Annotated in this window: 19 protein-coding genes and 1 riboswitch (1 of these 20 running past the window's edge); of the genes, 10 read left to right on the forward strand and 9 right to left on the reverse strand. The window is 25.6% G+C overall.

Annotated elements, in window-relative coordinates; genetic code table 11:
* The 3 genes from ACTT9C_RS03330 to ACTT9C_RS03340 form a co-directional block, all read right to left on the reverse strand.
* On the reverse strand, positions 1 to 1,021 hold the 5' portion of the coding sequence (locus ACTT9C_RS03330) for an aminotransferase class III-fold pyridoxal phosphate-dependent enzyme (RefSeq protein ID WP_440923083.1). 302 nt of this gene lie to the left of the window's left edge; 1,021 of the gene's 1,323 nt are visible here — the first part of the coding sequence; its start codon is at positions 1,019 to 1,021; its stop codon lies off the left edge, out of view.
* Between the two features lie 77 nt (positions 1,022 to 1,098).
* A complete protein-coding gene (locus tag ACTT9C_RS03335; RefSeq protein ID WP_440923084.1) occupies positions 1,099 to 1,938 on the reverse strand; it encodes an N-acetylneuraminate synthase family protein in 840 nt (279 codons plus the stop codon).
* Between the two features lie 3 nt (positions 1,939 to 1,941).
* Positions 1,942 to 2,844: a Gfo/Idh/MocA family oxidoreductase gene (locus ACTT9C_RS03340; protein ID WP_440923085.1), complete on the reverse strand. Its 903-nt coding sequence runs from the start codon at positions 2,842 to 2,844 to the stop codon at positions 1,942 to 1,944.
* A gap of 38 nt (positions 2,845 to 2,882) precedes the next feature.
* Here ACTT9C_RS03340 and ACTT9C_RS03345 point away from each other — a divergent pair, with 38 nt between their 5' ends.
* Complete coding sequence (locus ACTT9C_RS03345) at positions 2,883 to 3,788, forward strand: hypothetical protein (protein WP_440923086.1); 906 nt, start codon at positions 2,883 to 2,885, stop codon at positions 3,786 to 3,788.
* A complete protein-coding gene (locus ACTT9C_RS03350; RefSeq protein ID WP_440923087.1) occupies positions 3,789 to 5,018 on the forward strand; it encodes a hypothetical protein in 1,230 nt (409 codons plus the stop codon).
* Here ACTT9C_RS03350 and ACTT9C_RS03355 read toward each other — a convergent pair.
* Positions 5,015 to 5,986, reverse strand: a complete 972-nt coding sequence (locus tag ACTT9C_RS03355) for a glycosyltransferase (RefSeq protein ID WP_440923088.1) — start codon at positions 5,984 to 5,986, stop codon at positions 5,015 to 5,017. The two genes, ACTT9C_RS03350 and ACTT9C_RS03355, sit on opposite strands and share 4 nt — an antisense overlap.
* A gap of 83 nt (positions 5,987 to 6,069) precedes the next feature.
* On the opposite strand from ACTT9C_RS03355, the gene ACTT9C_RS03360 reads away from it, so the two are divergent.
* The 3 genes from ACTT9C_RS03360 to ACTT9C_RS03370 are packed head-to-tail and all read left to right on the forward strand — an operon-like array spanning position 6,070 to position 9,070.
* A complete protein-coding gene (locus ACTT9C_RS03360; RefSeq protein ID WP_440923089.1) occupies positions 6,070 to 6,945 on the forward strand; it encodes an NAD-dependent epimerase/dehydratase family protein in 876 nt (291 codons plus the stop codon).
* Entirely contained in the window at positions 6,930 to 8,249 is a 1,320-nt protein-coding gene (locus tag ACTT9C_RS03365) for a nucleotide sugar dehydrogenase (RefSeq protein WP_440923090.1), read from the forward strand. Before ACTT9C_RS03360 ends, ACTT9C_RS03365 begins: the two co-directional genes overlap by 16 nt.
* Complete coding sequence (locus ACTT9C_RS03370) at positions 8,246 to 9,070, forward strand: FkbM family methyltransferase (protein ID WP_440923091.1); 825 nt, start codon at positions 8,246 to 8,248, stop codon at positions 9,068 to 9,070. Before ACTT9C_RS03365 ends, ACTT9C_RS03370 begins: the two co-directional genes overlap by 4 nt.
* A gap of 13 nt (positions 9,071 to 9,083) precedes the next feature.
* Here ACTT9C_RS03370 and ACTT9C_RS03375 read toward each other — a convergent pair whose 3' ends face one another.
* Entirely contained in the window at positions 9,084 to 10,820 is a 1,737-nt protein-coding gene (locus tag ACTT9C_RS03375) for an ATP-binding cassette domain-containing protein (protein WP_440923092.1), read from the reverse strand.
* Positions 10,807 to 12,573 (reverse strand): AMP-binding protein, encoded by a 1,767-nt coding sequence (locus ACTT9C_RS03380; protein WP_440923093.1) that lies wholly within the window; start codon positions 12,571 to 12,573, stop codon positions 10,807 to 10,809. Before ACTT9C_RS03380 ends, ACTT9C_RS03375 begins: the two co-directional genes overlap by 14 nt.
* Before the next feature lie 39 nt (positions 12,574 to 12,612).
* Between ACTT9C_RS03380 and ACTT9C_RS03385 the strand changes: the two genes are divergently transcribed.
* From ACTT9C_RS03385 to ACTT9C_RS03400, 4 genes are all read left to right on the forward strand, one after another.
* Positions 12,613 to 12,846: a hypothetical protein gene (locus tag ACTT9C_RS03385; protein WP_440923094.1), complete on the forward strand. Its 234-nt coding sequence runs from the start codon at positions 12,613 to 12,615 to the stop codon at positions 12,844 to 12,846.
* The gene (locus ACTT9C_RS03390) at positions 12,839 to 13,528 is read left to right on the forward strand and encodes an SGNH/GDSL hydrolase family protein (RefSeq protein WP_440923095.1); all 690 of its coding nucleotides are present in this window, start codon (positions 12,839 to 12,841) and stop codon (positions 13,526 to 13,528) included. The genes ACTT9C_RS03385 and ACTT9C_RS03390 overlap by 8 nt, the downstream gene beginning before the upstream one ends.
* A gap of 22 nt (positions 13,529 to 13,550) precedes the next feature.
* Positions 13,551 to 13,632: riboswitch (adenosylcobalamin-variant (AdoCbl-variant) riboswitch) on the forward strand.
* 118 nt (positions 13,633 to 13,750) lie between these two features.
* Positions 13,751 to 15,691, forward strand: coding sequence for a TonB-dependent receptor plug domain-containing protein (locus tag ACTT9C_RS03395; RefSeq protein ID WP_440923096.1), 1,941 nt, complete (start codon positions 13,751 to 13,753; stop codon positions 15,689 to 15,691).
* A gap of 34 nt (positions 15,692 to 15,725) precedes the next feature.
* The gene (locus tag ACTT9C_RS03400) at positions 15,726 to 16,214 is read left to right on the forward strand and encodes a DUF6580 family putative transport protein (protein ID WP_440923097.1); all 489 of its coding nucleotides are present in this window, start codon (positions 15,726 to 15,728) and stop codon (positions 16,212 to 16,214) included.
* A gap of 1 nt (position 16,215) precedes the next feature.
* On the opposite strand, the gene ACTT9C_RS03405 is transcribed toward ACTT9C_RS03400, so the two are convergent.
* Entirely contained in the window at positions 16,216 to 17,802 is a 1,587-nt protein-coding gene (locus tag ACTT9C_RS03405; protein WP_440923098.1) for a B12-binding domain-containing radical SAM protein, read from the reverse strand.
* Between the two features lie 85 nt (positions 17,803 to 17,887).
* On the reverse strand, positions 17,888 to 18,628 hold the full coding sequence (locus tag ACTT9C_RS03410) for a 3-deoxy-manno-octulosonate cytidylyltransferase (protein ID WP_440923099.1): 741 nt from the start codon (positions 18,626 to 18,628) through the stop codon (positions 17,888 to 17,890).
* A 71-nt stretch (positions 18,629 to 18,699) separates the two neighbouring features.
* Here ACTT9C_RS03410 and ACTT9C_RS03415 point away from each other — a divergent pair, with 71 nt between their 5' ends.
* Entirely contained in the window at positions 18,700 to 19,434 is a 735-nt protein-coding gene (locus tag ACTT9C_RS03415) for a hypothetical protein (protein ID WP_440923100.1), read from the forward strand.
* Here ACTT9C_RS03415 and ACTT9C_RS03420 read toward each other — a convergent pair whose 3' ends face one another.
* A complete protein-coding gene (locus tag ACTT9C_RS03420; RefSeq protein WP_440923101.1) occupies positions 19,435 to 20,973 on the reverse strand; it encodes a hypothetical protein in 1,539 nt (512 codons plus the stop codon).
* Positions 20,974 to 21,000: the final 27 nt, after the last annotated feature.

The following is a 21,000-nucleotide window of genomic DNA, read 5'->3' on the forward strand; positions in this document are numbered from 1 at the left end:
TTTTAGCAGCATTTATCCAAATTTTTTTTATTTTTTTTCCAATAATATCTAATTTTTTCCCTGCATTTAATTTTCTATGTTTTTTTATAAAGGCTAAAGCACAAGCTGGTCCTACTCTTTCGGTCCAAAAAGCGCTGCTTATAAAAGTTTTAAGTGATAATGATATTATTTCTTTTTTCCCGATTATTGCAGCCATTGGGATTCCATTTGCTATAGTTTTGCCATAAACAACTATATCAGGATTTACCTTTAGTTTTTGATGGGCTCCTCCTGTATTAATTCTCCATCCTGAGGTAATTTCATCAAAAATTAGAACACAATTATTTTGAGTTGCGATTTTTCTTAATTCTTTAAGATATTTTTTTTGGGGAAAATATTCTCTACAAGGTTCGAACACAATTGCAGCACAGTTTTTTGCATTTTTTTTTACAACTTTATTTAAATCTTCCCAGTCGTTAAATTTAAAAGGTATCACTGTGCCTTTTAATTTTTTAGGAACTCCTAATGGTTCAAGACCTGGTAAAAGATGATTATCAAGTTTTTTCTTTGATGAAACATTTGCAGACAGATACCAATCATGCCATCCATGATAGCCGCAAAATAAAATTTTTTCTTTTTTTGTATAAGCTCTACTTAATCTAACAGCTACCGACATACTTTCACCACCAGTACGAGCATATTTGACTGAAGTTGCCCAAGGATGAATTTTTAATAACTCCTCTGCTAATTTGACATCCTCTGGTGGATTTAGTGTGGTCATAGATCCAGATTTAATTGCTTTAATTGCAATTTTATTCATGTCAGTGTCTGAATAGCCAAGAACGCTTGTCCCAATACCAACCATCGTAAAATCAAGATATTTTTTTCCATCTAATCCCCAAATTGTCACTCCTTTTGCTTTTGAATAATATGTGGGCCATTTATTCCCAGGTAAATACATATCTGGCCTTTTACCAAGCAATTGTGAAACACCTGGAATAATTTTTTTAGCTTTATTATGTAACTTAATAAAATTTTTCATATTATATTTTCCAAATAATCATATAGAGCAATATATTTTATTTATCTAATAAAACTTAAAAGTGCGTTAAAAATGTTTTACCAATACTTAAATTTTTTAAGCATTTTTTTTTCAATACTGTCAAATTTCTTAATCCCATTACCTAGGAGATTTGGTGCTTTTTGAAGGGTATTTGATAAAGTTCTCATACCTTGTTCTTCTAAAGATGCAGCTTGATCCGTTCCCCACATTGATCTATCGAGCGTAATATGTCTTTCAATATAATCAGCCCCAAGGCTCCATGCAAATAACGAGGGGGATACACTCGTCTCGTGACCACTGTAACCAACTTCGCATTTAAATTTTTTCTTAAGCGTCAAAATCATATTCAAATTTAATTTGTATTCTGGACATGGGTATTCAGAAATGCAATGCATCAAGACAAAATTACATTTATTTTTTCTAAATATTTTTACAGCTTTAGAAATATCCCTCATAGTAGACATCCCAGTTGAAATTAAAGTTTTCTTTTTTTGTTTAGCAACCGCATCCAAAAATTTTAAGTTTGTGATTAGTGCAGATGGGATTTTGTTAATCTTGAATTTATATTTTTTCAAAAATTTTAAACTATTTAAGTCCCAGGCAGAGCATAAAAAGGATATTTTATTTTTTTTACAAAAATTGTTTATTAAATCATAAGATTTTCTTGTAAACTCTATTTTCTTTTTATATTCAATATAAGTAATTCTACCCCAAGGCGATTGCCTTTCTTGGTACTTAACTTCTTCAGGAATACATATGTTTAAATCTCGTTTTTGAAATTTTACGTAATCAAAACCACAATCCTTAGCTTTCAAGATAAGTTCTTTTGCAAGCTTTAAAGAGCCGTTATGATTAATCCCTATTTCTGCAATAAGTAAAGGTTTTTTCCTTTTCATATTTTACTTTACAATTTTTTTTCCTAAATTCATAACTTCAAATGCAAGCTTAAGGTCTGCGTTTTTGTTAACTTTCCCTTTTAATAGAGTTTTTTTAAATTCTTTATATTGATGGAAAAATCCAGGTTTACCTTTTTCTTTACTCAAATCAATTTCAAATTGTTTTTTTTGATAATAGAAATTTAAATTCTTTTTTTTCATGAGAGTTATTTTATTGTATATTACCATTGTTTCTATTGGATTTAATTTAATATCTTTTTTATCATTTTTTATAGTAATTCCAAAAGTGCTTGGAGTTTTAAAATTGATTGATAAAGAGATTAAATTTTTTTTATTATCTTCTAATACACAGTATATAAAATTTTTATTTTTAAATTTGAATTTTATTTCAAGTTTCTTAAAAATAAAAATTAAAATTGATAAAATATGGCATGAATTTAATAAAAAACTCTTTTTACTTTGTTCAGGACAAGTCACACTAATTTGCGAGTCAGATATTGAAAGTTTTTTCAAATATTGAATAGATTTATAAAAAATCCTGTTATATCCAATAAATACATATTTCATAAAAGGAAAAAGACTTTTTATTTCTTTCGGGTTTAAACTTAATGGTTTTTCACAAAATACAATTTTTTTTTTTAAGACAATGTATTTAACAATTTTGAATGTATCATTAACTCGCGGACATACTAAAAAAAAAACATTTTTTTCTTTTGAAACTTCATCTATACATTTTTTCCAGTCATCAAAAATTTTTGGTATATTAAATTTTTTTTGAATATTTTTTGAATTTTTAGAAATTTTTCTTGTTGAGCAAATTGAATATAGCTCTATATTGTTTGCTTGAATTGCGTTTATATGATGATAAACAATTTTTGATGAACCAATAATACAAGCTTTAAACATATTTCTATTAGATAAATTATTATTTATGAACTTTCAATATGATTAAAAAAAAAATCTTTTTATGTGGTATAGGAAAAATAGGGTTAGCTCATTTGATGTCCTTCAAAGAAAAAAAAAACTATCAATTTTATTTGTATGATAAATATTTAAGTTCAGAGAAAATTCATAATATCATAGAAAAAAAAAAATTAGGAATTAACTATAAAATATTAAAAAATTTTCCAAAAAAATCCAATTTTCAAATTGCTTTGATCGCTTCGCATTCTATTGATAGATTAAAGGTAATTAAGAATATTGTAAAAAATAACAAAGTGAAATTTTTACTATTGGAAAAATTTTTGTTTTTAAAAAAAAATGATTACAAAGAGATTAAGAAAATTTTTAATCCAAAAAATATATTAGTCAATGTGTGGGGTGAAATAGTTTTTAAAATACTTAATTTAAAAAAAATTAAGAATAGAAAATTTACTATTAAGATTATAGTTGGTGAGGGTTCTTTATTAACAAACATAATTCATTATTTTTATTTATTCTTTTTTTTAACAAACGATTATTTTCCTAAATTAATAAAGAGAAATATAAAGATAATAAAATCAAAAAGAAAAAATTCTGATGAGATAAAAGGTGAAATCCATTTTATATCTAAAAATAAATTGATGATTATGAAAACTTCAAAAAGTATAAAAAATATTCATAATATTGAGATCAATACAAATAAAAAAACTAAATATAGAATAGATTTACCTTATATTAAATATTCTAATAAGAGAAAAAAGTTATTTCCAACTTGTAAAAAGATTACTTATTTGAATGTAAACAACATAGATAAAAAAAAATTTAATAACATTTATAAGTTGCCAAAATTCAATGATATTGACAAGCATTTTTTATACATTCTGAATCATTTCAAAAAAATAAATGGGAGAAAACTAATTATTAATTAAATGAAAAAAAAAATTCTTTTAATTTCATTTCCAATCTACGCATTACTAAATTTTTATGAAAAGTACTTTAGGAAATATCATGAAAAATATGATTTTTTTGTGATTACCAATAGAATTAATAATCTTTACTTTGAGAAGATAAATAAGTTAAAGAGTGAAAAAAAAATAAATGATTTTTTCTTTTTGTCACCCAGAAATACTAACTCATTTAATATATCAGTCGCCAAAACTAGTTTTTCGGAGTCTAAAAAAATTTCTAGCGCTCTCAAAGATTTTGAATTTGAAAAAATAATTTGCTCAGACTTTTCTTCTCCAGAAATAAAATACATTATTAATAATTTATCAATAACTGAAAAAACAATCATTTATTCGTTTAATTGTCATAATTATAAATTTGATAATCAGCTTTATGAAAATAAGATTATTAATTATTTATTTAAACCAAGAACTTTGAAAAATGCAATTCTAAGAATGTTTAAAAAAATAATTAGATATAAATTGTTTCCTTTGTTTTATTATAAGTATAGTTTCGCAGAAGACTCTATACATGAAGAGTATCCCTTATATTCTGAAAAACTCAATTTTTTATTAACTGACAAACCTTACGAGTTTTTTAGATATAAGAAAAATTTTAATAATATTAATATAGACATGTTATTAAATAAAAATAATTTTGATTTATTAGAAAATAAATTATTGGTATTAACAGAATATTTAAAAACAGATAATTTTTATCAATTTGCTTTAGTTGAATATGCACATTTCATAAATTTATTGAATAAAAAATTTCAGTTTAAGGAAATATATATAAAACCTCATCCAAGAGATGAAAGTAATTTTTCAGAAGATCTAAAAATTAAGCTCAACTTAACAAATACCAAAATTAAAAAAAAAACAAGTAATGTTTCTGATTACTTGGGTGATTTTTCTTGTATTCTAGGGGGCTCATCAGCAGCAATGATTGAAGCCATCAATCTTAATAATTCAAATTTGGTCTTTGGTATGCTGAATTTATCAAATCGAATAGTTAAAAACCCTGGCGCAAAAGAGTTAATGGGAGATATTTTAAATTTTAAAAGTGGAGTTTTTTGGATCGAGGATTTTTTTAATTTTAAGAAAATGAGCAAGGATGAAATATTTGAAATTTCAAAAAAATTAAAAAAAGAGAGGTTTCAAGGTTTTTCAAATACAAAAAGTTTAGATCAAGTTTTGTTTTCTAAAGAGGTCTAATATTTTATTCCAATCTTAAGATTTTCTGACTTTACTCTCGACTCAATAATTTCAAAATCTTTTTCAAACTTTTTTAAAAATTTCTCTTTTCTAGCAATTATTCCTAGATTTCTGTTATTATGAGATTTAAGATCACTTTTTGTAAAACCGTCACCTCTATCAAATCTTCTTTTCCATTCAAGTGTAGAGCTTGTCAAAAGTAACATTGATTTAGCATCATTTAACCAACATCTCATAGCAAGATCTGGATCTGTAAAATGAGCACATTCACCTATAAAACCATATTCTGACCAGCCCCCCATCTTTTCAAATAAATTTTTTCTAATCATCAAAGGGCCTGTCTTTAGCCACGAACAGTAAAATTTAGAATGATTTTTAAATTTGGGATCCTTTAAATCTTTTTGATAAGCAAAATCAATTTCTTTTTTTTGAGCATGATGAATTCCACCACCACATAAACCTATCATTCCTAGTTTTGTATCTATTTCAAATTCTTTAATACAATCGTCCAACCAATTTTTATTGGGTGGACACAAATCATCATCTTGAGTAAATATTAAAAAATCTGATGCATTAGATAACTTTGCACCATATGTGTAACCTCTTAATTCCCCGAGATCTTTTGTAACTATCATTCTATCGTTGCTGTGGCTCAGTTTAGAATTGATCTCGTCAAAATCTTGGGATCGATCATTTATTACAATAATTTCAGCCTGGTCGCCTAAGAACCTTAAATTATCAATTGTTTTTTTCAAAGTACCAAGTGATGTAAAATAGTTTATTATTACAGAAATTTTGGGATTATAATTAAATTCATAATTGATAATTCCACTCAAGGGAAACTTGTTTTTTGGTTCTTTACCTATTGATTTATTATTTAATATTTTTTCATTATTTTTTTTAAACTTCCACTTCCTAAAATTTTTTAGGAAATGAAACTGGTCTAGAAGGCTAATAATTTTGTTCACAGCTGAAACATATAAGGTTTTTTTTGTTAAAGCACAATATGTTTGATTTATTGGATGATTAAATATACATATTTTTAGTCTAAATGGTGAAAAGTAAAAAAAAAATCTTAATAACAGGTGGTTATGGTTTTCTCGGAGCATCTTTGGTAGAAAGATTAAGGAATAGATACAAAATTATAATTTTTGATAAAAAAAATAATAAAAATCTAAATAATCTAAAAAAATTTCCAATAGTTGATATCGTTATACATTTAGCTGCTTATAACAGCACTAAAGATTTCTATAATGACTCGTTTAATGTGATGTTCGATAATTTACAACCAACAATTAATTTGCTTAATTTTTATAAAAAAAAAATGAGAAAAAAGGTTTTATTTATTTATGCTGGATCACCAGAAATAGCTGTTGGAGCGGTTGAAAAATATGGGTACAAAGTTCCAACTGATGAAAAAGTCCCTTTCGTAGTTTCAGATCCACTTAATAAAAGATGGAGTTACGCAAATAGTAAAGCTGTTGGTGAACAAATGGTAATATGTAGTGGGTTAAATTATATTATAATAAGACCTCATAATGTTTACGGACCTAGTCAAAAAAATCATTTTATACCTGAATTTATAGAGAAAATAAGAAAAAAAAAAATTGAGTTAAAAGGATGGAAAAATAAAAGATCATGGTTGTACATTGATGATTTTGTAGATGCTTTTGAAAAGGTCTTAAATAATAAGTCATGCTTAAATCAAATTATAAACATTGGTAGCAATTATGAACACTCAGTTTTAAAAGTAGCAAAAATTATTTTAAGAGAGTTAAAAATAAATAAAAAAATCCATAAAATGAAAGCTCCAGAGGGTAGTGCGTTAAGAAGAGTCCCAAATATTAAGAAAATTAAAAAATTAACTGGTTGGTATCCAAAAATTAATATTCATGAAGGAATCAAACTTTTATGCCAAAAAATTTAAATACAAATAAAAAATATATAGTGGTAGTTGGGATGGGTTTCGTGGGTTTAACCCTGGGCTTAACATTAGCAGAAAGTGGCCACAATGTAATTGGTCTAGAGCAAAATGAAATTTCTTTAAAAAAACTACAAAATGGAAATCCTCATTTTTATGAAAAAAATTTAAAAAAGCTCTTACAAAAAAACTTGAGAAAAAAAAGGATTAAATTTCTTCGAAAATTTATTGAGCTAAAAAAATTTGATATTAATTATTTTATAATAGCCGTAGGTACTCCTATTGATAGAAATAAAAAAGTTCATTTAAAAACTATTTTTAAGATCTCAAAAGAAATCTTTAGCTTAATAAAGAAAAAAACAATTGTTATACTGCGCTCAACAGTAAAAATTGGTACGACCCGAAAAATTGAAAAGATATTTAAATCAAAAAAAAATAAAGTTAACTTTGCTTTTTGCCCAGAGAGAACTATTGAGGGTGACGCACTTAATGAACTAAAATATTTACCACAAATAATTGGATGTGAAAATAGAAACGTAAGAAAAAATGTAAATGATTTATTTTTATCCATTACAAAAAATTGTGTTAACTTAAACACTTACGAACAGGCTGAAATGGTTAAGCTTATAGATAATTCTTATAGAGACTCTATTTTTAGTTTTTCAAATCAGATTGCAAAAATGGGCGAGTTGATGGGGATAGATATTAATGAGTCATTATTAAAAGCTAATTATAAATATCCAAGGAATACTTTACCAAAAGCAGGACTAGTTGGTGGACCTTGTCTTACAAAAGACCCACATATATTAATGGAAAGTTTAAAAAATAAAGTGAAACTTCCAATTATAAAAGAGTCTCGCTTAAATAATGAATCAATACCAAAATTCACCATAAGATTAATGAAAAATAATGTTAAAAAAAATTTTAAAAATGCATTAATTTGTGGACTTACTTTTAAAGGAATGCCCGAAAATGATGATGTGAGAAATTCGTTATCTCTTAATGTGATACAAGAGCTAAAAATTAATTATAAGAATATAAACATAGATACTCTTGATCCTTATTTAAAAAATAATTATTTAAAGCAGTCTATAAAACAACATTATAATAATTTTAACCAAATTAAAAAAAAATATGATTTGATTATTATTGCGAACAACAACAAATACTGGAAGACAATAAAATTTAAAAATTTTAACAAAAGAATAGTTTCTAAAGGGTTGTTGTATGATTATTGGAACACTTTTGAAAATATTAAAAAGAAAAATTATATTGTCTATGGTTCAGGAAATTTAATCAAAAAATTATGATAAAAAAATTAACTTATAAAATAATAACTATTATATTTGGTAATTTTGGAAAATTAGTTATTACAAAAACTAAATCTTTTATTTCGTTAGATTGGCTTAGAGATCGTTTATTTAAAAGAACTATTAGCATAAAGAAAAAGGATAAATTATTTTTTAAAGTTTATGACGTAGGTCAATCTTCCTCATTGAGAGCAAAAAAATTTTTTAGATCTGAGCCGGACACTTTAGAATTTATAGATTCGTTCAATCACAATTCGACTTTTGTTGATTGTGGTGCAAATATCGGACTTTATTCATTGTATGCAGCTAGTTTAGGTCATAAAGTTTTTAGTTTTGAACCGGAGAGTTCAAATTTTTATCTTTTAAACTCAAATATTTTACTGAATTCTTTTAATGAAAAAATAAAAGCTTATCCAATAGCTTTAAATAATTCTAATGACGTTGATCAATTATATATTTCAAAATTTGAATGGGGAGGTAGCTGTCACACATTTGGAAGAAATCTAGATTTTAATCTGAATAAATTTGAACCAAATTTTGTACAAGGTTCGATAAGTATGCCATTAGATACTTTTTGCAAAAATTCAAAAATTAATGTTGATTACTTGAAAATCGATGTTGATGGAAACGAATTATTTGTAATTGAGGGAATGACTAATTTGTTAAAAGAAAAAAGTATTAAAAAAATCCTAGTTGAGCTTAATTTAAACCTAAAAGAGCATCAAGAAGTAAAAAATTTAATGATTAAATATGGTTATGAGATTGAAAATCAAAAAAAAAACAAAGTTAACGAAAACTTAATATTCTCAATTAAAAATTAAGATTAAATATATTTTATTTAATTTGCAAAACTTCTTTATTCGAAATTTGAAAAATTTTATTACAATTTTCTAAAAGGTTTGGTTTGTGGGTTATCAATATGATTGTTTTATCTTTTTTAATCTTATTAATATTTTCAATAATTTCTAATTCAGTTTTTTCGTCTAAAGCATTTGTTGCCTCATCAAAAATAATTAATTCAGGTTCTTGATAAAGAGCTCTTGCAATCGCTAATCTTTGTGCTTGGCCTCCTGATATTTGTTTTCCATTAGATCCAACAATTGTATTTAATTTACTTGGCAGATTGTTAACAAATTTCTCTAAAGATACCTCTTTTAAAATTTTGTTAATTTTATCAATATTTATATTATCTTCATAATCTCCAAAAATTATATTTTTTAATATAGTGTCGTCTATTAAATAAAAGTTTTGAGGCACATAACCGATAATGCTTTGAAAATTGTTTTTTATTATCTCAAGGTTATTTTCATCAACTATAATTTTTCCTTTTGATGGAGCAATAAAGCCCATCATCAACTTGATTAGTGTGCTTTTACCGGAGCCAGTTTCTCCAATGATACCAATAAAATCATTTTTATTTATTTCGAAATTTATATTTTCCAAAATTGGTTTTCTGCCTTTAAAGCTATAGAAAACATTTTCAAATTTTATTTTATCTTTAAATTCAAAAATATTACTATATTTTTCATTTTCAGTATCCACATCTTTATTTAAATTGATAAATTCTTTTGTTATTTGTGTGATAGAAATTTTTCCACTGATAAGTGCTAATCTATTTAAAATAATATTACTTATTGATGGATAAATACGTAGAGCGGCCATAAAATATAAAGCCAAATAAGGTATTACTATATTAAGATTTATATTAAGTTTAATTATAAATAATATTGAGGCAAAAAAGATTAATACTAATAATAGTTCTATAAATATTTTTGGTAATTTATTCAATACATCTAAATATTTAATAGCTCCAAATTCTCTAGTTATAGAGTCTTTAAATTCTTTTGTAAAAAATTTAGATTTTTTATAAAGTTTTACCTCTATAAATGCATTTAATATTTGATTAACAATTTTACTTTTTTCACCTCTTTCGAAAAATGAAATATCAAATTTTTTTTTAAGTTTCTTTGAAAAAAATTTAAGATAAAAAATAGCTAATAAAGAGAACAAAAACATTATAGAAATTGTTAACTTTGCATTAATAAATAATAGTAAAATCACTATTAAAGAAGTTTGAAGTAATTCTTTAATAATTAAAATAAAAGATCTTATATAGCCAACTGTTATATTTACTTCAGATGTTATATTCCTTCCAAGTATTATAGGGTTATTCTCAGTATGAAATATATAATTTTTATTTAGATAGATCTTAAATAATGAAGAACTTAAATTGATTTTAAGATTATTAAATAATTTTGCTTCTAAAATGAAAAAAAATAAATTTAAAAAAAATTTAATTGTAAAAAATACAATTATAAGAATTCCAAAAATTAAAACTAAATTTTCATTTAAGAGCAAATTATTTAGTATAGGAACATCAATATTAAAGGAATTTACCTTATCAATCAATATTTCCTCATCTAATATTATTGATAAATAAGTTGGCAATAAACCAACACCAATTGTCTCAAATAGACTAATAATTATAAAAAATAAAAAATAAAATTTTAAATAAAATTTTTCTTTTTCTTTGGTTAAAATTGATATTTTTTTAAAACTATCTCTTATCATTATTTGACTTTAAAACTCTCTTAATTTCTAATATTGAATTTTTATTAATTAAAGTACTTAAATCACCTAAATCACTTATTTTTGAATTTTTTTCAATTAATTTTCTTATTACTCTTCTCATCAGTTTACCACTTCTAGTTTTAGGGAGGGAGGGAACAAAAAATATTTTTTTGGGTATCGCAAAAGTCCCAAAATTATTAATAAGTTTTGAATGTATCAATTCTATAATTTTTTTTGATTTTGTTTTTTTGCAAACTAAAAAAATACATATTCTATTACCCTCTAGTTTGTCAAAAACTGGGACAGCACACACCTCAATTATATCATTTATTTGTAGAACTATAGACTCAATTTCACCTGTGCCAATTCTGTGTCCTCTAACATTTATCACATCATCATTCCTCCCATAAATAAGAAGCTTATTTTTTAGATTCAGTTTACCTATATCAAAGAGATTAAAAGAATTATCTTCGTTCCAATAATTTCTCCAAATTTTTTTTTCATTTTCAACACCAATCATACATCCAGGCCAAGGACTTGTGATCTTAAGGTTTTCTTTTTTGTTGTTAAATTTGCTGATATTTAAATCTATTTTTTTTGAAAAAGAGCTTCCAACAGTTCCAAATGTTGTAGAATTTTCTTTAAAAGTTGGTGAAAAAATTATGCCACCTGTTTCTGTTTGAAAATAAGTATTTACAATTGCTTTATTTTTTAAATTAAATGCAACCGAGTACCAACTCGCTATAGATTTAGCCAATGGTTCTCCCATAGAGCCTAAAGTTTTAAGATACTTTGTAGAAATATTCAGGTCATATTTAACGTTTTTAAGTAATCTAATCAAAGTCACTGGGATATAGAGAATATTAACTTTAAATTTTTTTAAAATTTTTTCCAATCTTTGGGTATTTAGTATTAATGTTGGTTTTTCTAATAGAACAGTCGTTGCTCCAAGGGACAATGGTCCATAAAGTGAATAAGTATGACCATTTATCCATCCTGCATCTGAGGCGCAGAGGATTGTGTTTGTTTTTTTTAATCCAAATTGTTTACTTGATGTTAGTTTTGCATACAAAAGATATCCTCCAGTCGAGTGTATTATTCCTTTAGGTGTTCCAGTTGAACCAGAAGTAAAAAGGGTGAATAAAGCGTTATTACTATTAAATTGTTTATAAATTGTCTTCTTATGAATTTTTTTTGAATTTTCTTTTAAAAAAGTTTTTGTATTTTGGATAATTATAAGATGAAAATTAAATTTTTTTTTTGCTTTTTTTAAAAAAAGGATTTTATCTTTGTCAGAAGTTTTAGTAATTAATATACCAGGTTTAATCAATTCCAATCTTTTCATAATCGCCTCATTTTCTAGTTCTTCAAAAATTACACAATGTTTAAGACCGAGTTTTGCTGAGGAAAGCATGGCAACAGAGGCCTCAATAGAAGCAGACGAGTGAATAAAAACTGGTCCTAGTTTTTTATTTTTTTTTATAAGATGGTTACTGAAGTTGTTTACTAGGTTATTTAAATCTTCGTAAGAAAACGAGAATTCATCACCATTTTCCTTTATGTAATGAATAGCAATTTTTTTTTTTAATTTCGTATTAAGGTTTTTACCAATGCAATTTTCTACAGCATTCAATTTTCCATCATTAAACCACTTAAAGCCATTTTTAGTTTCTTTTAATATTTCTTTTGGTTTTTTTGACCATAATATTTTATTTTTTTGAATATTCCAAAATTTGATATATTTGCTCTTCATTAGTAAGATAATGCTATATATATTTTTATTTTAAGCCAAATGATAGAAAAAAAAATTAAGGATGTAATGGTTAAAACATTTAATTGTCATTTTTCTGAAATAGATAACAACTTATCAATTGGAAAAATTAAAGCATGGGACTCACTTAATCACTATAAATTAGTTTCAAATTTGGAAAGAAAATTCAAAATAAAATTTGATGATGGTGAACCAGAGACATTGACATCTTTTAGGATAATTTTATCAACTATTAAAAGTTATTGTGATGAATAAAAAAAAACTTCTTATAATAGGTGACTCTAACTCCTTACCCAGATATAACACAAGCGAAGAGGACAAGATTAAACTTGAGGATATATACATAAATTTACTTAAAAAAAAATTTGAAAAAATAGAAATTGAGAAATTTGCCGTAGGAGGAATAACAACAGGACAATTATTTAATTTTTCAATACCTTATTACACTGAGTGGAAACCTGATTTTGTTATAATACAGTCTGGTATTAACGATGCAAAAAACCAATTTTTATCAAGTCAGAAAGCAAACTATTTATATAAATTTCTATCTATTTTTGGTTTTGGAAAATCATTTATTAAAGATAAAATTATTTATAACAATAATTTAATTAAAATTAAATCTGTCTCAAAAGTATCAAGACAAAATTTTGAAAAACAAATTAAAAAGATAAAATCTTTATTTGTTGATGCACAAATTTTTTGGATTGAAATTTATAGTGACGAAAAAATTGAGTTGGAAAGACAAAATACATTAGACACAATTAAAGAGTTTAATTCTATGTTAAAAGATTTATTTTCTAGTAATTTTATTGAGCTAGGTGAAATTAAAGATAGAAGAAACTTTACAACGGACGGATACCACTTAAATAAAAATGGTCAATTACTTTTAGCAGAAAAAATATCTAAAATTTTGAATGATCAATCTTTACAGCAATAAAATTTTATTATATTAAGCTAATATGCTGAAATGCATGGTGGGAAATCAGTGTGAAATTCATTGGCTGTTCCTGCAACCGTAATAGTCGGAGCGCCACCCAGCACAGTCCGCTGTTGAATGAAGGCCAGGAAAAGTCTAGTTCTGCAATGAAAATTGACATCGGCAAATAAAAAAAAATAATTTTGGTAATGGTACCAGAATTAAGAAAATAGAATTAGTACGATGTTTAAAAAAAATTTAATAGGTATAATCACAGTTACTTTTTTAATTTTTAGTTTCTGTAAAGTCTCTTATACAAAAGAAATCCCGGTTATCGTTATTGCACCGAATAAAAAACCCCAGTCTTTATCAACTGTAGGTACGTCAATAACAATTTTGGATGAAGAATATTTAAATAAAAGTAATGAATATTTTTTAGGTGATGTTTTATCTTCTAACACAACAAGCATAAATTTTTTTCAAAGCGGTGGTCATGGAACTGCTTCTGCAATTCAATTAAGAGGAATGCCAAAAAGATATTCTACAGTTTACATTGATGGAGTAAAAATGTCTGATCCATCCAATGTTTCAAATGATTTTGACTTTAATAATATCTTAACAAGTCAAGTATCAAGAGTTGAAATATTAAAAGGAAACCAAAGTTCAATTTATGGGAGTGGAGCTATTGGGGGAACAATACACATTACCACCAAAAAGGGTAAGCCTGGGTTTAATAAAAATTTCAATTATCTAACAGGCTCTAAAGAAACACATAATTTGTCAACTTCAATTTCTGGAGGAGACGATTATAAAAATTATTTTGTTGGTTTTGAAAGATTCCAGACTGAGGGAATTTCACAAATGATGCATAACGATGAGAAAGATAGGTATAGAAATAACAGTTTAATAGGTAGCTATAACTATAACTTCTCAAAAAACTTTAAGTTAATTAGTAATTACAGGTTTGCAGATACATATTTGCAATATGATGCAACATGTGTTTCTAATCGTTTTGGCTGTTCGCCTAGCTATGATCATGCTGAAGATGTGGATGCAATTGAATCATCTGGAAATTTAAGTTTAATACACAAATCATTAAAAAATCTTGAAAATAAATTTACTGTTGCAAATACTTATATAAAAAGAATCTATAATGCTGCAATTAATAGCAATAATACAAAACAAGATAGCTATTATGGCGAAAGGTACTCCTTCTTATATCAAGGAAACTACAATTTAAATTTGGATAACAGTATAGTCTTTGGTTTTGAAAGAGAAGATGACTCAATTGGTTATAACAAAAATATGACAGGGATGGATTACAAAGATGCTTACGTAACTTCTAAATATTTTGATTTTCAAAAAAGATTTTCTCCAAATATTTTTGGAACTTTTGGATCTAGATTTGATAATCACTCTTTAGCTGGAAATGAAGACTCTCATAGGCTAACATTAGCATATCTTTTTGATAATAAATTAACTAAAATTAAAAGTTCCTACGGCACAGGTTTTAGATATCCCTCTTTGTATGAATTTTATTTTTATACATCAGCAGGTTATGATGGAAACGAAAAGGCTGAAAATAGTGAGAGTTTTGATATCGGTATTGAAAAAACATTTCCAGAAATAGGTTTAAAAATAGATATGAGTTATTTCAATATTAAATACCACGATGTACTTGAAGGTTGGCAGGCATCAGGTTGGGATGCTGGTAATCATCCAGGCACAGTTAAATCTCAAGGATTGGAATTAATGTCAAATTTTAAATTTAATAAATTTTTAAATTTTGATTTAAATTATACTTATACTTCTACCTACGATGGAGCAGAACAAGATGATCCAAATAAAACTGATGGTCAAAATAACGCTCAATTAGTAAGAGTTCCTAGAAACTTAATAAATTTAAATACTAATTTTAAAATACCAGGCTATGAAAATCTAAATATTTTATTAAGTACCAAATGGTCTGATATGGCCAGGGATTATGGCAATGGAAATAGAACTTTTGCTGATGAAAGAATAGACGACTATTTAGTTAATGATTTGAATATAAATTATAAATTTTCAGAGGCGTATAAATTGTATTTTAATATTACAAATTTACTTAATGAAAAATACGAAACCGCCAGAGATTATTCACAAATGCCTAGAACATTCAATTTTGGATTAAAAAATAGCTTTTAAAGTTAATTAAGTTATATTTAACGATATATAATTTATGAATTATTTAAAAGTTTCAATAGGAATTTTTTTTGCATTAGCGGCAAGTAGATTTATTCCTCACCCTCCAAATTTCACAAGTTTGATAGCTCTTAGTTTTTATGTTCCAGCATTACTAGGTAGGAGATTTATACCAAGTTTGATATTCAGTTTTCTTTTGACAGATTTAGTTATTGGTTTTCATAATACATTATTTTTTACATGGGGTTCAGTTTTATTAATTGGAATTATATCAAATATTTTCAAAAAAAATTTGGGCTTAAGATTAATAGGAGCAATTACAGGTGTTTTGATCTTTTTTATTGTCACTAATTTCGGTGTTTGGTGCACAGGTTTATATGGTTATAATTTTGAAGGTTTCATTATCTGCTACTCTTTAGCTATACCTTTTTTAGGAAATACACTTGTCTCAACAATAATATTTTCAGCTCTGATTGAAATTTTGTTAAGTATTATGAAGTTAATGAAAACAAGAATTTACAACTAACTTAATCGTGCAGATCTAAAGCTGTTGCTGCAAACTGCCTATATGTTTTATCAAATTCTTCACCTAACTTAGCCATCATCTTGTTTCCTTCATCATCATCTTTCTCTGCAATCTTTATTTCTGGCCATCTCTCTTTTGGAAATTTCACATATAAACTAAATACTTTGGCTAATCCTGAAATTTCCTCTTTTGAAATTGTTGGCATTCTCAACATACTGGCACTCGTGTTGGATAAAGAACAAATTTCTTCATCTTTAATATAACCTTTTTCAATAGCATAAGTTCTTAATGGTGTTCCATGATACGGTGCAAAGATAAAAGCACCTGTAGCATCAATAGTTTTGGGAAGCTTTCGCACAAAATTAATTGTATCAAATATTAAATCTCTCGTTTCATCAGGCATTCCAATTATACTGTTAGCGCATGAGGCATATTTATGCTCAGCAGCTATTTCAAAGGCTTTTATCTGAACTTCATCCTTTACATTTCTCTTTAAGTAGTTTCTTCTATAGTCATAATTTCCATGCTCAATACCAATGTTCATTCTGAGCATGTTCATTTCTTCCAGACCCGCTGCTCTATATTCTGTAATTGTCTCAGCCCTTGTGTTCATCCAAAATGGAATTTTATAATCAGAGTAAAGTTCTTTTAATTCATCAAACTCTCTATTTGACATTGCTAAAAATGTATCAACAACAAAGTAAATTAGATTGGGATCATACTTCTTTACTAAAAAGTCTAACTCTTTTCTCATTCTTTCAATACTTTTTTTTCTATGAAATCTTCCACCTGTCTCAGCTTTATACTCAACATTGTTAGACGGTGAATTACAAAAAGTACATGTATACGGACACCCTCTTTGAGTCTCAAAGCCCACTGCTCTCCAAATTTTTCCTTGCATAGGTCTATATAGACTTCCTTTTTCAAATAAATCCCAGTCAGGTATAGGAACAGTATCAATATCCACTGGTGCGCGCATACCATTTCTATAGATATTTCCTTCCCCTTTAATGGTGAAATTTTTTATTTGGTCAATTCTACCTCCTGAACATAATGCATTTGCCATTTCAACAACCGCACCTTCGCCCTCTCCTCTACAAACATAATCAACAAGTTCATTTTTTATTACTTTATCAGCAGCATAAGTTGCAAAAACTCCTCCAAATAAAGTTTTATAATTTCTTTGGTTTTCAGGGATAGATTTAAGTAAATCGATGGCTAAATAATAGGTGCTTTCTAGAACAGAAACTAAAATTAAATCTGGCTGAAAAGTTGCTATTTTTTTTTGAAAATCTTTAACTATTCCATTCTTTGGTTTTACTCCTTTTTCATGCCATTCAGAGTTATCATATTTATGAACATTTCTATTTTCAACTTTTTCATCATTTGTATTTTTTCCTAAAGTTAAAGAATCAATATCTTGATAATAGGTGCAATCAAAAAGATCTAACTGATATCCTTCTCTCCTTAATAGCGCTGTAAAAATTCCAACTGATTGAGGCATGAGTGCACTCATGTGCAAGTTTGGATAAAATATTAAAACTTTAAAGTCTTTTGGCTTTCTAGGTGTAAAAGGTGATTTTAACATAGTGAACTCTTATAACAATTTTAAAGTTTTTCAATTGATATAAATAACATTTATAATAGAAAACAATGCATTTTTCTTATTTCAATTATCTTTTGCTTAAATAATTAATATTTTTAATCACTTTGATTAGGTCTTTTTTTGTATCTACAGAAATTGAATTATTAGACATTTTGATCATGTATACTTCAAGTCCTAACTCTAAAAACCTAATAAGCTCACAGTCTTCAATGTTTTCAAGAATTGTTTTTTGTTTAATTTTTGAGAATATTTTTAAGGCTTTATATGGAAGTGAATAAATGCAAACTTGTCTCCAAGCATGTGTAAATTTACCTTTTTTGCTTATGGGTATTGGTGATCTAGATTGATAAAGTAGTCTTCCGTCGTTCCTAAAAACTACTTTTGGAATATGTTTTGATAAAAATAACTTTTTATCAGTAATTTTTGTATAGCCGTTTATAATTCTATTTGGATATTTTTTTGCAGTCTTAATTAATTTTTTAATATCTCCTGTATCACATATAGGCTCATCACCTTGAATATTTATATAAAAACTAGCTTTAATTTTTTTTGATAGCTCTGCTATTCTATCAGTTCCAGTTAAGCATTTTTTTGATGTCATAACACAACTCATATTATTGTCATCGCACAATTTTTGAATTCTTTTATCATCAGTTGCAATAAAAATTTTATCTCTTGATACTACTTTCAGACATTGTTGATATGTTCTTATCAACATTGGAATACCTAAAATTTTGATAAGTGGCTTGCCAGGGAGTCTTGAAGAATTATATCTTGCAGGAATTACAATTATAAATTTTTTTATCATTTTATAATATAATATTCATTTTAGTATTTACTAAAGAAATTATTAATATAAAAGATTATAAAATTTTAAAAATGATAAATTTTAATAATTCAAACTTTTTTTATGACCCTTTTCCTCATTGTGTTTTGAATAATTTTTTAGATAATGATATTTATGAAAAAATTTGTGCAGAATATCCAGATTTAGATTATTTTGAGGAAGTGAAAAGTAAGACATCTGATAATAAATTTAAGAAATATAGATTTTCAAATAATACCAAGAACTTTACAAAATTTATCGACACAACAGTAGAAACGAAAAAATTTTATGATTATTTAAACACTGATGAATTTACAAAAAACATAAATAATTTTCTCTTATCAAAGCAAGTCGATTTAAGAATTGACACAAACAATAAAAAAAGTTTAAGACAAATTATAAAAAATTTTTTTTTGAGAAAATCTTCAATAGATTTTGAGTTTTCATCAATTCCCATAAAAAATGGATTTATTTTGCCTCATACTGATGGAGGTAATAAATTATTGGGTTTCGTAATACCAATAATTGATGATGATAACATTTTTGATATCAACAACCTTGGAACCAAAATACTCAAAGCTAAAACAGATAAGTATAGATATAATTTTTATAATAAAACTGTCCCCTTTGAGGAAACAGAACTAGTAAGGGAATTACCTTTTAAAAAAAATCAAATGTCTTTACATGTTAAAACATTTAATTCGCTTCATGGTGTTGGTCCTATTGAGGATAAGAATAACCTAAAAATTGAATATAGAAAAAGTATATCCGTTTTTTTACTTAAATAATTATTTTAGAATAATTTTTGTTTTGTAGTTTCCTTTTTTCAAAAAATTTTTTATTTGTTCTAAAATTTTTAAGTTTGAAATATTTTTTGTTAATCCAAAAATCTTAATTTCCTCAAATTTTTGCATTATACAATAGCTAAGCGCATAGATTAAAACAAGATTTTTTTCATAGCCACAAAAATTATTTTGGATTTTGATTTTATTATTTTTTTTAATATTATAGTTAATTATTTTATTTTGATTTCTTTTAATTAAATGTCTTAAAATCTTATAATGAGGTAGAATTAAACTAACATTTTTGGTAGATAAGGCCTTCTCAATTTCAGTAAAAATTCTATACGCATTACACATAAAAATATAATCAAGATATTTGCTATTGATAAAATTTATAAAATTAAGAGTTGAAGTCGCATATCCATTTAATCTTAATTTTTTTAGATTAATATTTTTTGTGTGCAAATTATCACATAAAATAGCTATTTTATTTAATTTTTTAGACTGTACTTTTTTGTGTTTAATTACATCAAGAAAAAGATTATCAAAAATATTCATATCATATTGTGTAGCTTTATTTTTTTTCAAAAATTTTAAAATCTTTATCATTCTATCTTTCTTAAATTTTTCTTCCTCTAAGAATCTTTGAACAAAAGTTGGATGAATATTATTTTTAGCTGAGTAAATATAATACTTATTTTTACCCCATTTGTATTCTTCATAAAGATTTTTCATAAATTTTTTAGAAAAAATATTTACCTTTTTTAATTCTGTATTCTTTTTTTTATATTTTAAAAAATCTTCTAATTTAAGATTTCCAGCACCTCTACCCATTCCCATTATTGAGGTATCGATTACACCAAAACCCATTTTTATTGAGGCAATTGTATTATTTAATGCATCACCAGTATTATCATGTGAATGAAACCCGAGGCGATTTAAATTTATACCCCCTTTTTTAATATATTTAGATATATTTAAAATTTTATTTGGTTTACAATTTCCGAAACTATCAGCAAGATATAAATAGTCCGCTCCAAACCTTATTGCAATTTTAAAAAATGATAAAATTTCTTGATTTGTTAAAATTGTAAATTTCATTAAATTTACACAAACAGTATAATTATTATTTTTCAAATATTTCACTATCTTTTCAAGTTTTTCTTTATCTGTAAAATTGCAGGCGATTCTAACAATTTTAACAACACTTTTTTTTGAACTAATAAAATTTTTTTTCAAACTATTAAGTCCTTCTTCTCCAGTATAATCTGATAAATCAATCATCACTGATATCTTTTTATTTCTATCAAATTTTAATTTAGATAAATCCTTCTCACTTGATGTTAAAAATTTTCCAATTTTGCTTAAGCCACTTGGACCTGAACCAATATTATTGATTGGTTTTCTAAATCCAATTTCTATAATATTTACAGAGGTTTTTGATAAGACTTTCAAATAATTTTTTGCGAAATTTGTTGAAAAATCCCAATTATTATAATATCCACCATCTCTAAGCGTGCAATCCAAAATTTTGACATTATCCATATATAAACATTAGATTATTTTGTAATT

Origin of the sequence: Candidatus Pelagibacter sp. (assembly GCF_052049575.1) — a bacterium.
GTDB lineage: Bacteria > Pseudomonadota > Alphaproteobacteria > Pelagibacterales > Pelagibacteraceae > Pelagibacter.

Coding starts and splice junctions, on each gene's coding strand:
- ACTT9C_RS03340 (WP_440923085.1), bottom strand. CDS start 2,844: ATGTTTAAAGCTTGTATTATTGGTTCATCAAAAATTGTTTATCATCAT.
- ACTT9C_RS03405 (WP_440923098.1), bottom strand. CDS start 17,802: ATGTTAAAATCACCTTTTACACCTAGAAAGCCAAAAGACTTTAAAGTT.
- ACTT9C_RS03395 (WP_440923096.1), top strand. CDS start 13,751: ATGTTTAAAAAAAATTTAATAGGTATAATCACAGTTACTTTTTTAATT.
- ACTT9C_RS03415 (WP_440923100.1), top strand. CDS start 18,700: ATGATAAATTTTAATAATTCAAACTTTTTTTATGACCCTTTTCCTCAT.
- ACTT9C_RS03370 (WP_440923091.1), top strand. CDS start 8,246: ATGATAAAAAAATTAACTTATAAAATAATAACTATTATATTTGGTAAT.
- ACTT9C_RS03335 (WP_440923084.1), bottom strand. CDS start 1,938: ATGAAAAGGAAAAAACCTTTACTTATTGCAGAAATAGGGATTAATCAT.
- ACTT9C_RS03400 (WP_440923097.1), top strand. CDS start 15,726: ATGAATTATTTAAAAGTTTCAATAGGAATTTTTTTTGCATTAGCGGCA.
- ACTT9C_RS03360 (WP_440923089.1), top strand. CDS start 6,070: ATGGTGAAAAGTAAAAAAAAAATCTTAATAACAGGTGGTTATGGTTTT.
- ACTT9C_RS03420 (WP_440923101.1), bottom strand. CDS start 20,973: ATGGATAATGTCAAAATTTTGGATTGCACGCTTAGAGATGGTGGATAT.
- ACTT9C_RS03380 (WP_440923093.1), bottom strand. CDS start 12,573: ATGAAGAGCAAATATATCAAATTTTGGAATATTCAAAAAAATAAAATA.
- ACTT9C_RS03365 (WP_440923090.1), top strand. CDS start 6,930: ATGCCAAAAAATTTAAATACAAATAAAAAATATATAGTGGTAGTTGGG.
- ACTT9C_RS03390 (WP_440923095.1), top strand. CDS start 12,839: ATGAATAAAAAAAAACTTCTTATAATAGGTGACTCTAACTCCTTACCC.
- ACTT9C_RS03410 (WP_440923099.1), bottom strand. CDS start 18,628: ATGATAAAAAAATTTATAATTGTAATTCCTGCAAGATATAATTCTTCA.
- ACTT9C_RS03345 (WP_440923086.1), top strand. CDS start 2,883: ATGATTAAAAAAAAAATCTTTTTATGTGGTATAGGAAAAATAGGGTTA.
- ACTT9C_RS03350 (WP_440923087.1), top strand. CDS start 3,789: ATGAAAAAAAAAATTCTTTTAATTTCATTTCCAATCTACGCATTACTA.
- ACTT9C_RS03385 (WP_440923094.1), top strand. CDS start 12,613: ATGATAGAAAAAAAAATTAAGGATGTAATGGTTAAAACATTTAATTGT.
- ACTT9C_RS03375 (WP_440923092.1), bottom strand. CDS start 10,820: ATGATAAGAGATAGTTTTAAAAAAATATCAATTTTAACCAAAGAAAAA.